The sequence below is a fragment of the Oryzifoliimicrobium ureilyticum genome, from assembly GCF_037199735.1.
Taxonomy (GTDB): Bacteria; Pseudomonadota; Alphaproteobacteria; order Rhizobiales; family Rhizobiaceae; genus Rhizobium; species Rhizobium ureilyticus.
In genome coordinates this window covers 169,612-183,655 of the sequence record NZ_JBBBVQ010000009.1, presented here as the reverse complement: position 1 = coordinate 183,655, position 14,044 = coordinate 169,612, and the positions used below count along the sequence as shown (strand labels likewise).

The 14,044-nt window shown below is 58.0% G+C and carries 17 protein-coding genes and 1 pseudogene; 10 read left to right on the top strand and 8 right to left on the bottom strand.

Annotated features, from left to right (window positions below; translation table 11 throughout):
* Positions 1–40: 40 nt before the first annotated feature.
* The 4 genes from VQ830_RS14350 to VQ830_RS14335 all read right to left on the bottom strand — a co-directional run bounded on the left by VQ830_RS14350 (position 41) and on the right by VQ830_RS14335 (position 3,430).
* The gene (locus tag VQ830_RS14350; protein ID WP_337268810.1) at positions 41–877 is read right to left on the bottom strand and encodes a protein-L-isoaspartate O-methyltransferase family protein; all 837 of its coding nucleotides are present in this window, start codon (positions 875–877) and stop codon (positions 41–43) included.
* A 110-nt stretch (positions 878–987) separates the two neighbouring features.
* Positions 988–1,743 carry a nucleotidyltransferase domain-containing protein gene (locus VQ830_RS14345; protein WP_337268809.1) on the bottom strand — a complete coding sequence of 252 codons (756 nt, stop codon included), beginning with the start codon at positions 1,741–1,743 and terminating at the stop codon, positions 988–990.
* 36 nt (positions 1,744–1,779) lie between these two features.
* On the bottom strand, positions 1,780–2,460 hold the full coding sequence (locus tag VQ830_RS14340; protein ID WP_337268808.1) for a hypothetical protein: 681 nt from the start codon (positions 2,458–2,460) through the stop codon (positions 1,780–1,782).
* 250 nt (positions 2,461–2,710) lie between these two features.
* Positions 2,711–3,430, bottom strand: coding sequence for a DNA helicase (locus VQ830_RS14335; RefSeq protein WP_337268807.1), 720 nt, complete (start codon positions 3,428–3,430; stop codon positions 2,711–2,713).
* A 268-nt stretch (positions 3,431–3,698) separates the two neighbouring features.
* Here VQ830_RS14335 and VQ830_RS14330 point away from each other — a divergent pair, with 268 nt between their 5' ends.
* The gene (locus VQ830_RS14330; RefSeq protein ID WP_337268806.1) at positions 3,699–4,028 is read left to right on the top strand and encodes an HNH endonuclease; all 330 of its coding nucleotides are present in this window, start codon (positions 3,699–3,701) and stop codon (positions 4,026–4,028) included.
* A 3-nt stretch (positions 4,029–4,031) separates the two neighbouring features.
* Here the strand turns inward: VQ830_RS14330 and VQ830_RS14325 are convergent, their stop codons facing one another.
* Complete coding sequence (locus tag VQ830_RS14325; RefSeq protein ID WP_337268805.1) at positions 4,032–4,694, bottom strand: TetR/AcrR family transcriptional regulator; 663 nt, start codon at positions 4,692–4,694, stop codon at positions 4,032–4,034.
* Positions 4,695–4,764: 70 nt separating this feature from the next.
* On the opposite strand from VQ830_RS14325, the gene VQ830_RS14320 reads away from it, so the two are divergent.
* From VQ830_RS14320 to VQ830_RS14305, 4 genes are all read left to right on the top strand, one after another.
* A complete protein-coding gene (locus VQ830_RS14320; RefSeq protein ID WP_337268804.1) occupies positions 4,765–5,334 on the top strand; it encodes an SDR family NAD(P)-dependent oxidoreductase in 570 nt (189 codons plus the stop codon).
* Entirely contained in the window at positions 5,283–5,495 is a 213-nt protein-coding gene (locus VQ830_RS14315; protein WP_337268803.1) for a Rossmann-fold NAD(P)-binding domain-containing protein, read from the top strand. The genes VQ830_RS14320 and VQ830_RS14315 overlap by 52 nt, the downstream gene beginning before the upstream one ends.
* A 189-nt stretch (positions 5,496–5,684) precedes the next feature.
* Complete coding sequence (locus VQ830_RS14310) at positions 5,685–7,034, top strand: DUF7256 domain-containing protein (protein WP_337268802.1); 1,350 nt, start codon at positions 5,685–5,687, stop codon at positions 7,032–7,034.
* Positions 7,035–7,357: 323 nt separating this feature from the next.
* Positions 7,358–7,603 carry a hypothetical protein gene (locus tag VQ830_RS14305; RefSeq protein ID WP_337268801.1) on the top strand — a complete coding sequence of 82 codons (246 nt, stop codon included), beginning with the start codon at positions 7,358–7,360 and terminating at the stop codon, positions 7,601–7,603.
* A 127-nt stretch (positions 7,604–7,730) separates the two neighbouring features.
* Here VQ830_RS14305 and VQ830_RS14300 read toward each other — a convergent pair whose 3' ends face one another.
* A complete protein-coding gene (locus tag VQ830_RS14300; protein ID WP_337268800.1) occupies positions 7,731–8,912 on the bottom strand; it encodes a low temperature requirement protein A in 1,182 nt (393 codons plus the stop codon).
* 223 nt (positions 8,913–9,135) lie between these two features.
* Between VQ830_RS14300 and VQ830_RS14295 the strand changes: the two are divergent.
* Positions 9,136–9,960: pseudogene (locus VQ830_RS14295) on the top strand (DoxX-like family protein).
* The gene (locus VQ830_RS14290; protein WP_337268799.1) at positions 9,960–10,442 is read left to right on the top strand and encodes a DUF2269 family protein; all 483 of its coding nucleotides are present in this window, start codon (positions 9,960–9,962) and stop codon (positions 10,440–10,442) included. Before VQ830_RS14295 ends, VQ830_RS14290 begins: the two are co-directional and overlap by 1 nt.
* Before the next feature lie 6 nt (positions 10,443–10,448).
* Here the strand turns inward: VQ830_RS14290 and VQ830_RS14285 are convergent, their stop codons facing one another.
* Positions 10,449–11,105, bottom strand: a complete 657-nt coding sequence (locus VQ830_RS14285) for a glutathione S-transferase family protein (protein ID WP_337268798.1) — start codon at positions 11,103–11,105, stop codon at positions 10,449–10,451.
* Positions 11,106–11,192: 87 nt separating this feature from the next.
* Positions 11,193–12,047, bottom strand: a complete 855-nt coding sequence (locus VQ830_RS14280; protein WP_337268797.1) for an alpha/beta fold hydrolase — start codon at positions 12,045–12,047, stop codon at positions 11,193–11,195.
* Between the two features lie 127 nt (positions 12,048–12,174).
* Here VQ830_RS14280 and VQ830_RS14275 point away from each other — a divergent pair, with 127 nt between their 5' ends.
* The 3 genes from VQ830_RS14275 (at position 12,175) to VQ830_RS14265 (ending at position 14,034) form a co-directional block, all read left to right on the top strand.
* On the top strand, positions 12,175–12,672 hold the full coding sequence (locus tag VQ830_RS14275) for a GNAT family N-acetyltransferase (RefSeq protein WP_337268796.1): 498 nt from the start codon (positions 12,175–12,177) through the stop codon (positions 12,670–12,672).
* A 19-nt stretch (positions 12,673–12,691) separates the two neighbouring features.
* Entirely contained in the window at positions 12,692–13,183 is a 492-nt protein-coding gene (locus VQ830_RS14270; RefSeq protein ID WP_337268795.1) for an NUDIX domain-containing protein, read from the top strand.
* Between the two features lie 218 nt (positions 13,184–13,401).
* The gene (locus tag VQ830_RS14265; RefSeq protein ID WP_337268794.1) at positions 13,402–14,034 is read left to right on the top strand and encodes a LysE family translocator; all 633 of its coding nucleotides are present in this window, start codon (positions 13,402–13,404) and stop codon (positions 14,032–14,034) included.
* Positions 14,035–14,044: the final 10 nt, after the last annotated feature.

Sequence of the window (14,044 nt, the reverse complement as noted above, 5' to 3'; positions counted from 1 at the left end):
GACTTCTTCGCCAGCGCCAGACATCGTCCAGCTTTATGGCTTAAGCGACGGAGCGCTTTCCAGACAGCCAAAGGTCCTTATAGACGGCAACTGCCGTCTCGTCCGGTTCTCGCTCGTCCCTTAGCCAAAGCCTCGCAATCGACCGGGCCTCAATCGCGTCGGGAGCCCGAGTGCAGATCTCCATATCGGATGCGCCCTGGCAAGAAATGAAATAGGCAGGCTGGAGCGCCTTTGCATCAAAACTCTCCGCCGTACGGGTGATCAGAACGGCAAGGCCGATACCCCGCGCCGGCGCCCAGGGAAAAAGCAGACGCCCGCCGGGCTTCAAAGCCTTCAGCCACGAGGCAGGCGGCGCAACGGCTCCGGCATTGACATAGATGACATCGGCAGGTGGCAGCGGAAGACGCGTAGCATCACCCTGATGCACGGTGATCCCCTCATAAGGCCTTAAATTTTCGCGGCTCCGGACAGCCAGCTCCGGTTCAAACTCGAAAGCATGGACCTCGCCTTTCGGCAGAACAAGCATGGAGAGGATGGCGGTATAATAGCCAGCGCCCGCGCCGATGTGGACGACGGTTTCTCCCGCTTTCGGGGCAACCGCACCAATAAAGGATGCATGTAAGAAGGGCTCGCCATTGTTGATACCCTTTGCGGGATCAATGCCGACCAGTACGTTCTGATAGATATAGGTGGGATCGGCGCTCGGTGTTTGCACGTAACGCCCGTCGAGACAGATCTGCCATGGACCCGGCCCGACAAAGGCTTCACGCGGCACCAGCTCGAAAATTCGCTCCAAGCGACCGTCGCTGGAATTGCTGGCGAGTGCCATCAGCTTGGCATGAAAGGCTCGCAGCTCATCGGAATCGGCCTGGCGCATCAGAGGTATCTCCTCAATCTGTCTCGCGAAGCGTTCCCTTATCATACAGGCAATAAGCGTCGCAGCATCCGAAAATTTCGGTCGATGGCTGGAAGGCGCGCCTGCTGCGCTCATTCGGATCTACGGCGCGCCTCCAGCGGTGCTTCGAGCTTGAAACCGTTAAAAAAATGTCCGCCATGGCTTTCGAGTTCTCCCTCGACGAGGCCGATGAGCCGTTTCGTGTTGCCCTGAAACGCATCGGCAAAGGCAGCATTGAATTTGGCGGCAAGCTTGGCGTCCAGATCGTTCAAGGCGCGGGGTATCCATTTGCCGCGGGCCGTCCATCGGCCGCGCCCCAAAAGAATGAGATCTGCAAGCTTCTGGTGAAGCAAGGCAGCGATGGCGACATGTTCTTCTGCCGGCCGCTCGCCCCGCAAATCATCCGCATGGTCGCTGATCTGATAACGGAGCGTTTCATAAGACGGCCCTTTGAATGGCGGCGGCCCGGCCGCCATTTTAGCCCGCGCCTCGGCCTGAATGACCTCTGCACTTCTAATATCGGGCCCGAGGATTGTGCCGGTCGCAACCATGCTGATCATGATAGGGCAGCGACTTTTGAGGTCTTCTTCCATGAAATAGTCAAGTGTTTCGGGGTCTTGGACAAAGGCCTCCACCGGAAGACCATCGAAGAAGAAGGATTCCCGCCAGGCGCGCGCCAAAGCGGGATAGACGACGACAAGGTCTATGTCAGAATGGCCTGTGCCTTGGCCGCGAATGAGCGAGCCCGCCGCAAAGGCAAATGCTGCGCCGTCAAAGCGCTGCGGCAGCAGCCGCGCGGCTACGGCGTAGGCCTGCTGCGCAAGTTGATCTCTCTCGTGGTCAGCCACTGCGACACCTCAACGCCATGGATTGGCACAATCATGTTAATGCAAGGGCATGATGCTGCCGGTTGCATACAGCCTTTGTTCGATCGCTTCGATAAGCTCGGCTTCGTCAAGGGCTGCCTGACGACCGAGACCAAGTTTCAAAGCGAGTTCGCGCGGGCCTTTTCGCGGCAAGGTGTGTTTGCCGTCATAGGTGTCGGAGAACGAGGCGAGGCTGGAGGCATAGCCGTAGCCATAGTCCATATTGGCAAGGCCCCCAACCGAGGCCCAGATATCGGCGCCAAGAAAGATGGGCGTGGTGAAGTCGCCGCCGATGATGAAGGCGGAATCTTCGCGCGCCGCAAAGCACCAGTCGTAGGCGCGGCAATCGCCGGCGATCACAAGAATGCTGGCCCAGTCATTGACAAGGCTTGCACAGTCGAGATCGCCAAAGACGATCAGGGTGGCATTGCCGTCAGCTCCATCGACAGCCTCGGTCGAGAGCTTGCCGGTAACCGTGAGATCGCCGAGGACGGCGCAAAGCTGCGTCGGCGGCGTGAAGTCCCCACTGACGGCAAGAGGTCCTTCATGCACCGCGGCGCTGATCTCGCCTTCAGGAAAACCGCTGGGGACCAGCGAGAAACGCTCGAGGATGCCAGCAATCTGCCGGTTTGCCATGCCCTTGCTTTCCGCCGATACGCGCTCCTGCCAGGTCTCTACATCCAGCTGACGCCACGTCATCTTAGACCTCCTATGCGACGGCATAATTTTTCGAACCGGATCGGTTCGGCGAAAATTATCCAGCGTCTTCCAGAGTGTCCGCGCTCTGCTTATGCGGAATGCGGTGGGCGGTCTTCCTGAGCGATGCCATGCCAAAGTGGCTGCCGCCGGAAAAATACACCCGGCGGCAAATGTTGCGCGCAAGCTGCCAACGTCAAGGACAGTGTGTCAGCTATATGACCTGCGGTCTCGTTTGTCCGTTCATCGAGCTCTACGCCGCCAGATGCCGGAGCGCCGCCATACCGTCATGAAGGAAGCAGGCTTTGCTGAAGAGGTTGAGATCAATCTGGTTCGGCAGTCTGATATCGGCAAGTTCGGGCAGGGTTTTCCCGTCTCCATCGAAGGCGCGATCCAGTTGCGAGATGAAGACGAAGATCATGCCGCTCTTTGCGGCATATGCCTGCAGTTTTTCCATCTGGTCGCGCAGCGGTGGCTTGCTGCGCTGCTGGTCGAGGATCTGCAGGTAGTCGACGACAGCTATGGCTCCCGGTTGTCCATCGCCGAGATGATCGAGGATGTAGCCAGCGGAAATTGCCTCTGAGGTGACGATCTCGATGGCGTCGGGCTTGAGCCCTCTGGCGTGCCCCAGTCGTTCAATCTGCCACAGTGCCTGCCGCTCGGTATATTCCAGCGTATAGAAAATACTCCTTCGGCCGGATTTTGCCGCCTCGACGAGAAGCCTGAGGGCAAGCATTGTCTTGCCGTGACCTCGACGGGCGGCAAGCAGGATCAGGTCGCCGTCTTCAAGGTCCTGCAAGATGATCTCGGGTGAGCTTTCGGCCTTAGCCAAACGGGAGGATAATAGGCTCCAGCTGGCAAAACCTTCTTCACGGGCGATGGCGTCCAAGGCAAGGTGAAGGGCAGTACCTTCTCTGCGCGCAGTCAGTTTCGCCCGTCTTTTGAGTTGGAAAAGGGGAGCAGACAATTTCATTCAAACCTCCATTGCGAGCCGGAACGCAATCCCTCCTTATGCGATGCTCGAACAGATGGTTCGCTCGTTAAGAAACCCCGTATGTGCGATACTTCCCCGAATGGAGGGAGGAGGCGCGGGCCAAGCCTGTTCCTGAAGGCTAGCTTCGATGTCGATTCGTCGCAAGCGCGAGATGCGCTTGAGAAGCGGGCTCTTTCATCCCATATGCCGTCCATGTCGCAGACCGCTCAGGGCATGCATCATCTGAAGACAGAGGCAAGCTAAATCCATGGCGAGAAAGATCAGAGCCGAAGTGGTGTCCTGGTATCAGCCGCCGGAGCCGGTGATCTGCCCGCTGTGCGGACGTCACATTCCCGAGAGCCAGCGCGACGAGCATCACCTCGTTCCCAAGAGCCGGGGCGGGCGGAAGACGCAGTTTCTCCACCGCATCTGCCATCGCCAGATCCATGCGCTTTTCTCTGAAGTGGAACTTGAAAAATCCTACTCCACCATCGAGGCGCTGCTCGAGCATCCTGAAATCCGCAAATTCGCCGATTGGGTGGCAAAGAAGCCGGATGGTTTTTACGACGGCACGAAACGCAGTCACCGGCGGCGATAAGACTTACTCGGCCGTTTCAATTATTTGTTTGCGTTGAGCTCGTGCTGCCGTCGTAAGATAAGCCTTGCACATCAGTTTCAGCTCGCCGCGCAGCGCGCGCTCCGCCTCCCCGCCGAGATTTCTCTCAAAGGCGTTGCGCACCGTTCCGAAGATGACGGTGAGAAGGGCGAGATTCACCTGCGGCAGATCGGCAAAGGCCTCTTGCGGGGCCGTGTCGAACATGGATAAAGTGGCGGCATCGACGCGTTTTGCGAAGGCTTCGATAAGTTCCTCGTTGTCTAGCTCGGCCACGGAGCGGTATAGCGCGCGCGTTACCTCCGGCCGCTCGGTCTTGGCGTCCCAATAGGTATCGATCAGCGCGTCCACCATGGTTTGAACCGGCGCGCCTTTATGTCTTTGGCATGTCGCTTCGATCTTCTCGGCAAGCGCCTCCAGATAGCGCTCGTTGAGGGCGTAGATCAAAGACAGTTTGTGCGGAAAATACTGGTACATCGTGCCGACCGAGACGCCGGCACGTTCGGCAACGCGGGTCGTCGTCAATCGATGCAAACCATCGGACAGCAAAAGCTGAATGGTTGCCTCGAAGATTGCGTCAAGCGTCACCTTTGCCCGCGTCTGACGTGGCTTTTTACGGGGGTTTAGGGGGTGCGACCCGGCCTCAGTCAAATGCGAATCCTCAAACTGAATGATCCTTCATATTATGAACGGGAAACCTGCATGAAGAAAGGATCTTATCATGGAAGGAAAAAGGCTTGCTCTTGTCACGGGCGCCAACAAGGGCATCGGACTGGAGATCGCCCGCCAGCTTGCCGAGGCCGGCATCGCCGTTATCATGGGAGCGCGGGACGCGGGACGAGGACAGGCCGCGGCTGAAAAGCTGGCAAGCGAGGGACATAGCGTCGAGGCTGTTCATCTCGATCTTGACGATGAGGAGACCATTGCAAAGGCCGCGGCCGACATTGGCGCGCGCCATGGGCGGCTGGATATCCTCGTCAACAATGCCGGGATTTTCGATCCGGCGGACGCACCGCCCGGATCGGCAGCGCTTTCTGCTGTGCGCCGCGTCATGAACACCAACTTCATCGGAACGCTTGCGGTCACGCAGGCCATGCTGCCTCTGCTGAAATCTGCATCCGCAGCGCGCATCGTCAACCTTGCCAGTTCGCTCGCTCGCTCACACTCAACGGCGATCCGTCATCGACCTATTATCAGGCGCAGTTTATCGGCTATAACGCCTCCAAGGCGGCCCTCAACATGCTCACCGTCCAGCTTCATGAAGCATTGCGCGGCACCGGCATCGTGGTGAACTCGGTCAGCCCCGGCTTTGTGAAGACTGATCTGACGGGGTACGGAGTGATGACGCCGCAAGAGGGCGCAAGGCTGCCGGTTCTTTATGCCCTCGGCGAGGGTATCGAGGCAAATGGTTCAGGGCTTTTCGTCGAGCCCAACGGACCGACGCCCTGGTAGGTCTCCGGCAAATTCGGGAGCGGCGCTGAACCTGTTGCGATCATGGGCCGCTCTTGACGCTAAAGGTTGTATGGCCGTCAGCCCATCCGGTTGCAAAATTCGACCTCCCGCCCTTGTCCGGTTGCAAAATGCCGCCAGCTTAAAGGCTATATCAGGTTCGATTTTTGACGCTTCGATGGGAGGACAATCATGGATATTGCCGCGCTTGGCCGCCTGCGCCCGATGATGCCGCTGGAGGAACTGGCAAGTCTGATACCGCCCGGTACTTCCCTTTCCCAAAATGAGCGTGGTTATATTGAGGGTATTGGTCCTGACGGCTTCGGCCTTTACGTTGATCTTGCCGGGAAAATAGGAAGGATCGGCTTTTACGGCGTGTTTCCTCATGACATCGAGATTATCGGGCTCCATATCGGCATGCCCCTTGCCGAGGTAATCAAGCTCTATCCCGATCTTCAGCATCAGCCTGGTGATCCCGAGGATGATGTGCCCTGGAGCGAATATTGTGGCCGTACGTCGGATGGCTTTCAGCTGATCGTACGCATGAAAGACGAGGCTGTGCTTGCCATCGAAATCGCCAATCCAGATGCGGCCTTTCCAGAGCCGCCCAAGCTTCTTGCAGACCCTTCTCTCAAAGTCGCCTACGACTTCTTCCGGGGCAGCCAGCGCCGTCAGCCTGTCGAGGGCCGGGACGCCAGCTGGTCGGGCGGCTGGAGCCTTGGCCTGCCGCCGGGCATAGGATCGGAGCAGTGGCCGCTCAGCCCGGTTTTGGGCCATCCCTTGCGGCATGCCTTCACACTTGCCATCCCCGAGGAATATCGCAAACAGGGCCGCGAATTCGTCGCGCTCAGCCTCTTTGTCGACGATCAGCTAGAGGAGTTGCCGGAAAGTCCGGCCGTCGCAGCCTTCTTTCGCGAGCCGCTGACATCAGATCCGCCAGCCGATCCGGCGCTTGCGCCGTTCTGGTCCTATCGCAGGGCGCGCCACCCGATGCTGTTCGATATGACGGATATCCTCGATACGCATTATGCGGCGATCTGGCTGACGCAGGCGGAATTCGAAGGCGCGCTGTGCATGCCGCCTGATCTTGCCGGCAACCCTTATCTTTCGACAGCGCCGTCATGGATAACAGGAAGCTATGGTCGTTATTTGCGTCATTCCAAGATTCGCCCCGGCGGCGTTGCCGATGCCTATGAATGGATGGGTGGCGAAGGCCCGGAGGCGGGCATCATGACGGCCTTTCCCATCCGTGCCGAACTGCGCGAGGGCGATCCCAATATCGGTAAGCCCGCACGCGAATGGGACCATGAATGCAGGGATAGCGGCTATATCCGTGCATATACGGAAGAAGCTAAACCGTTTGATCTCGAAAGATTTTTCGGTCGCAATCACCTTGGCGGGACGATGTTTCCCCAGCAAGGCTATCCAAAGTTCGGTCCCTATTACTTCGAGTTCGAGGAGGATTTCGGGGGCTTTAATTTCGGCGGAGGTAACGGACAGATGGATCTGGAAAAAATGGTCCTGGATTGGGCTTGCGGGTGATCAAGTATCCCTTTTTGTTCTCCCTCAGGTAGAAGACCGATAGGGCAGCGGAATGGGGGCACATTATGACAGAGCAGACCAAGCTACCTTTGCTGAGCAAGCCAAGGCCAGATCGATGGTGTTTCGGGCGGGTCGCGGTTGTCGCATTCCTGGCGGTTTTATTTTTCGCGGCTGACACAGTCGTCAATTTTTATCCCGTCGGTTACGCATAGCGATCCTGGCTTGATGGTGAGCTTATGCTGCTTGAAGTCTTTTTTCTCCTTTTCCTGGCTATTTGGTTGATCCTGGCCGTTGTTGCCTTGTTCCGACGGCGCTTTCGGCGGATGGCGAGCAGTCTTCTCGCCGTCGCGATGGTGCCTGTCGTTCTGCTGCTCAGCAGTTTTTCCATCTTCAATCCCTGGTATTGGTACGTTGTCTTGAACAAAGATCGGCTGGAACAGATGGCTGAGACCAAACCGGTTGCCGATGACGGCAATTACAAGATCCTATCGGACTGGGATATTGTCGCGAGGCATCGCAGGGCTCAACACCAACACCTTCGTTGCCTTGACCTATGGAAAAGCGCCTGACACGCAAAAGGCCAATTCCATGACGCGGAGCTTTCCGGTCTACGGCAACTTCTACCTCCGCTATACGGAGATGTGAGCCACGATATCTGGCTCGAAAATATGCGGACGTTCGATGAATACCGCCGGCTCAGCCTGACGACGAGATTTTGCGCAGCGCGACATATTCCCAAAAGGCGGTGACCAGAAGGATCGCGGTGGCGCTGAGATTGAGCATCCAGTTTGCCATCGCCATGCTTGTGATGGCCATCAGGCCCAGAGCGCAGACACCGACGATATGCGAGAGCGGAAAGCGCGACCCGGCGGCGATCTTCACCCAGATATTGCCCAGCAGAAACAAGGCAGGTCCGCCAAGCATGGCGACGGCATGCCTCCATTCGACATGTTCGTCGGCATGGGAAAGGGCGAATTCCTCACCGACGGCGGTAAAGATGATGCCAGCAACGATCGGCAGGTGCCCATAGGTAAAGAGACTGTGCGCCATCGTCTCCGGGGCCGATGTGTTTTCCGCGGTTTCGGCTGCCTTTACCTGTCCGTGATGGAAGTAGATCCACCACATCGTCACCGTGCTGAGAAACGCGCTGCAGAAGACGAGGAATGTCAGGTCGGCCGACATGTACGCAACGGCATTGCGCCCTGTCGTGAGGATCGTCTCGCCAAGACAGATGATGACGAAGAGCGCGCAGCGCTCCGCCATATGTTCCCCCGACAGGCTCAAGGTCTCCTTGGGCGCGCGGCCCATTCCCGGCAGCCAATAACCGACCAGGGGAACGATGTATTCGAGGAGAATGGCAAGGCCCCAGAGAAAGATGCGTCCCTCAAAGCCGGCGACCGCGCCGGCAATCCAGATGACCCCGGCGATGACCTGCCAGATCGTGATGCGGGTGAAGGTGCGGGCAGAGCGTTCGTCTATCCCGTAAAAGGCATAGGCGGTAAAGGCGGACCGGCCGATCTGCATGGCAGCATAGATGCCGGCGAAGATCAGCGCATGCTCGCCAAAGGCTTCCGGCAGGGCGATGGCCATGAGGATGCCGGCGAACATCAACGCAAAGAGCAGATAGCGCACCGGCTCACGCTCGGTGTCGAGGAGATTGGTGACCCATGTCGTATGGATCCAGACCCACCAGATGGCGAGAATGAGAAGGACGGCTTCTCCCGCAGTCGCAGAGGTGAAATCCGATGCCAAAGTATGGGACAGCTGGATCAGCGCGAAGACGAAAACGAGATCGAAGAAGAGTTCGGGAAAGCTTGCCTTCGAGCGCTCGGCATCTTCTTCGCGGATCCAGTGATGCCTGACGGTTTGGGTGTGCATAGGCAGGATTTCCTTTTGGCGATGCTGCTCTGGCCAATCTGCTGCATGCAAATAGATTGCAGCGTTGAAAAAGCGAGAGCCGCCCAAACGATGCAGCCAATGAAGAGCGGCCTTCGCAATCAGCGGTTAAGCATCTGCCCTATCACTCGCACGCAATCCTTGTTCTTTGATCGCGGGTTTGATTTATCGGTTTTGGGGATGACGAAAGACGCGACAGATTGCCATGAAAATATTGGTGCTTGGGGCAAACGGCTTTATCGGCTCTGCGGTGCTTGCGCGGCTCATGGCCGACGGGCATGCGCTGAGCGGACTGGGACGTAACATTGCGCGGGCAAGGCACGCATGGCCTGAGGTCGAATGGATTGCCGCCGATCTTGGCGAGATGCAAAACGCTGACGATTGGCGCGCTCTCGTTGAGAGCCATGATGTCATCGTCAACTGCGCGGGAGCCTTGCAGGATTGGCCGACGATCTGGCCGCCACGCAGGAAAAGGCAATGCGGGCGCTTTATGCCGCCGCCGCCAAGGCTGGCGTTCTCCCCTGCGCTCAACGGCCATGGCGGTGATGGAGCAGGGGGTCACGAGACCGGCGGGAATTATCGATCTGCCCGCCGGTGTAACCCTGCAATCTGCCGCACAAGTATTGCGGGACAATCCCGCCGGCGTGCATGACCTGTGGTTTGTCCGGCTTTACCTGTTGAAGCCGGTCGTTTTCCTCTGCCTTTCGCTGTTCTGGCTCCTGTCGGGTCTGATCCCGCTTCTCGCGCCATCTCTGGCAGCGGCGCTTTTAAGCCCTTCATGTCAGCGAAGATGGCAACGAGCCTGACGCTGATCACCTGCCTGGCCGATGTGGCGCTTGGGCTTTCCGTTCTGGTGCGTCCCTTTGCGCGTAAGGCTCTCATCGGCATGCTGCTGGTCTCGGCTGCCTATCTCGGCGGGGCAACGCTGCTCGAACCGCATCTGTGGCTCGATCCCCTCGGGCCGCTCGTCAAGGTCCTGCCGTCCCTTGCGCTGACGCTCGTCGCGCTTGCCATCTTGGAGGAGCGCTGATGGATTGGGAGCCCTGGCTTCGACTGGCGCATGTGATTGGCGCGACGGTCTTGTTCGGCACCGGCATGGGCATTGCGTTTTTCATGGTGATGGCGCGGCGCACGAATGATCCGGCCTTGATCGCGCATGTCTCCAATACGGTGGTCATCGCCGATACGATCTTCACAGCGACGGCGGCCATCCTGCAGCCGGTGACCGGCTATCTGTTGATGAGATCGATCGGCTGGTCCTTGAACGAAGGTTGGATTGCCCTTTCGCTCGGCCTTTACGTCTTCACCGGCCTTTTCTGGCTGCCAGTGGTCTGGATTCAGATCCGGTTGCGCAATCTGGCAAGGCTTGCAGCGGCATCGGGCGAGGGGTTGCCGCAGCAATGGTATCGGCTTTATCGCATCTGGTTCGCTTTCGGCTTTCCAGCCTTCTTCGCCGTTCTCGCGATCATCTGGCTGATGCTGACGAAGCCGGATATCGCGCTCTGGCCTTGAGCCTCATCAATCCCGGTCTTCAGGCGCACCGAGCGGAAACATATGCCGGTAAGGGCGTGCTTCATCGACGGCGCGGGCATAGCTTGGGCGCGCCAGAAGGCGGGCGCGATATGCCTTAAGATTGGCGTAGCCGTCGTTGATCGGATAGGTCCAATCAGCATAAAGAAGCGCTGGGGCTGCCGCACAATCGGCAAGGCTGAAGTGATCGCTCGCTACCCATTGTCGGTTTTCCAACTGCTTGTCCAATATTTGATAGGCCGTCTCGAAGGCGTTCTTCCAGCGCACGTCCTCGTCGTCCCGCTTGGCCTCGCGACCAAGCGCAGAATAAACGGCGCGCTGCTGCGGATATTGGATATAGTTATCGAAGAACCGGTCCCACATTCGCACATTGACGGCCACCATGGGATCGCGCGGAATGAGCGGTTGATCGCCTGGATGAAGATGGTCGATATAGTCGATGATCGCACTCGCCTCGAAAATCAGCTGTCCGTCATCTGTCAATACCGGAAAACGCCCGATCGGCCAAAGCGTGGCAAACTCGCTCGCAACGGGCTCACTGCCATCGAGCATCCTGGTCTCGAAGGCGAGGTTCTTTTCATAGAAGGCCGTCTTTGCTTTTTGCGAGTATGAGGAAAGCGGATGCAGATACATCACCAGTGACATTGCCGGTGTCCTCCCTGATCGGCCCGCTCACTCTATCGCTCAAAAGCCCTCGGGATCAACGTCTGTCTTACCCGAACGCATGGTGGCTCACTTGCCGCCGAAGAAAGCCCTGATGGCGGCCGTATAGCCGGCAGGATCCTGCAACATGGCAAAGTGGCTGGCATCCGGCAGGATAACCAGTTTCGCCCCGTGGATATGGCTCGCCATATATTCGGTGTGGCCGCGGTCGACCGCCTCGTCGTGATCGCCCAGAACGATTTCCGTCGGCGTTTTGATCGTCGCGAGGTCGGCATCGGACCAGTTGGGCTGGCTCGCCCACATGCCGCTGATTTGCTCCACAAAGGCGTCATACTCGCCCGGGGTCGGCGAACTCTTGCGATAGACTTCGCCGCTGCGGTCGATATAGGCCTTGAACGTCTTGTTCTCCATCACGTCCGCCTTGACGCCTTCCGTCTTGGTGTTGGCGGCCTGCGCGAAAAGTTTGTTCAGCCTTTCCGGATGATGCATGGCGATATCAAGCCCGATAATGCCGCCATCGCTCCAGCCGACAAGATCGACCTTCTTGATACCAAGCGTATCGAGCAGAGCCAGATAATCCGATGCCATCAGATCATAGCCGAAAGGCTGCGAATTGCGGGTGGAACGACCGTGACCGCGGCTATCCGCGACGATCACGGTGTGATCCTTCGAAAGATCCGCTACCTGATTTGCCCAGATATCGGCGTAACCAAGGCCGCCATGGATCATCAGTATGGGCGTGCCGGGCGCCGTGCCATAGACCGCATAATACATCTTGATGCCATTGACCGGCGCTGTGCCCGATTTGACAGGCTGAGGCATGGCCGGCGGTTCCGGCAGACTTGCCCAACGCTCATCGGCTCTAGCAGACTGAGCAAGCAATCCGGAAACGGCAAAGGCGAAGGAAATGAGGAACTGGCGCATCAAAGATCCTTTCTCTTTCGGTGGCAGGCATGGCAGCATTTTTGCCAGTCGATGCTAAAGCCTTGTTCTTGCGCGCTGACTGTTCCAAACATGCTCTGCAATGATGGCAGACAGGAAGAGCAAAAACGTGCGTGAAACGACCCAAAACGATATTTCTTTTCTCATAAGGCGTGAAGATCCGGCACAAGACGACATCCGGCGTCTTTTGAAGAACGGAGAGGATGAATCCGATCGTCTTTACCCTGCCGAGAGCAATCACCATCTGCCGCTTGACTTGTTGCGCAAGCCGGAGGTTTGGTTCCTTGTGGCGCGTACGTCCGAAGGGCTGGCTGTAGCGACCGGTGCTTTCGTGGTCAAAGGCGACTGGGCAGAAATCAAGCGGATGTGGGTAGAGGAGGACTGGCGTGGGCAGGGGCTTGCACGGCGCATGCTTGGGCAGTTGATCGAAGAGGCAAGAGCGCAGGGCGTTCACAGGCTTCGACTGGAGACAGGCATCGAAAGCCATGCGGCAATCGCGCTTTATGAAAAAGCGGGCTTTGTGAAAATCGAGCCCTTCGCCGATTACGAGCCGGATCCGCTGAGCGTCTTCATGGAGCTGGCCTTGATACCAAACGCGCAAGCCTAGATCCTGAAGGAGACGAGATGTGAGTTTTGCCGATAGCTATCTTGGCACCTTGCGGGCGGTGGTCGGCCACCGGCCGCTCCTGTCCGTTGCCGTGCGCGTTTTGGTTGAGGATGATCAGGGCCGCTTCCTGCTCGTCCGACGTACCGACGATGGGCGCTGGGGTCTGCCGGCTGGAGCGATGGAGCTTGGGGAATCGCTGAGCGATGCCATCCACCGCGAGGCGTTTGAAGAAGCCAATGTCACGTTGCGCAAGGTAACGCCCTTCGGCATCTCGTCCGATCCCATCCGCGAGCGTCATGTCTATCCGAATGGCGATATCGTCCAGAACGTCGCGCTTCTGGCGCATGCCTACTTGCACACCGGATCGCCCGCCTCAAACGATGGGGAAACATCGGATTTTCGCTTCGTCACCGAAGACCAGATCGATGCCGACAGCTTTGCCGGAAACGAATTCCAGACCTTCCGGCTCTGGCGGCAATTTCAGGAGACGAAGGAGTTTGTGTTCGTTTGAGGGGGCGAAGCCGTTCCGTCTTGGAAACAAGCCGACGTCCCGACGGCCTCTTGTCACGACATCAGACGGACGGGGACACCACACAGGGAATGGATGCTTTTCATCCTTTTCGTAATCGCATTGGCCTCATGCAGATGATCGACCATTGAAAACCGTTCTGGCAGGTTTACGCCATCTGTCATAGGGTCGCCGCCGTTGCGCTTCGAAAAGGAAAAACCATGCCGGCATTCGACGTTCTCCTTGCCTTCGTGGTCACGACGGCGCTGTTTGCATTTATCCCCGGACCGGCCATGTTTTATGCCGCCGCACGGACCATGGCGGGCGGCCGCAAGGCTGGGCTGATGGCCGTGCTTGGCATTCATCTCGGTGCTTACGTCCATATCATCGCCGCTGCCGTGGGTTTATCCGTCCTGCTGCAAGCTGTTCCGACCGCCTATCTCGCCGTAAAATTTCTCGGCGCGCTTTATCTCGTCTGGCTCGGTTTGTCCCTCATGAGGAGCAAGAGGTTAAGCGAAGACATGGCCTTGCCGGCAGAGGCACTCTCCCGGCGGCGCGCCTTTTTGCAGAGCATTGCTGTCGAGGTTCTGAATCCCAAGACGGCGATTTTCTTCATGGCCTTTCTGCCGCAATTCATCGACAGCCATGCGGCCTTTCCGGTCGCGCTCCAATTTGCCATCCTTGGTGTGGTGGTCAACGCGATCTTTACCCTTGCCGATCTTCTGAGTGTCCTACTAGCCAGCCTGATCCTCGGCCGTCTCAAGAATTCCGTTCGGGTCCAGAGGCTGATCCAGCGCGCTGGCGGTGCGGTCCTGGTTGGGCTCGGTGCCAACCTTGCGCTTCATAAGGGCTAAGACGGCTGCT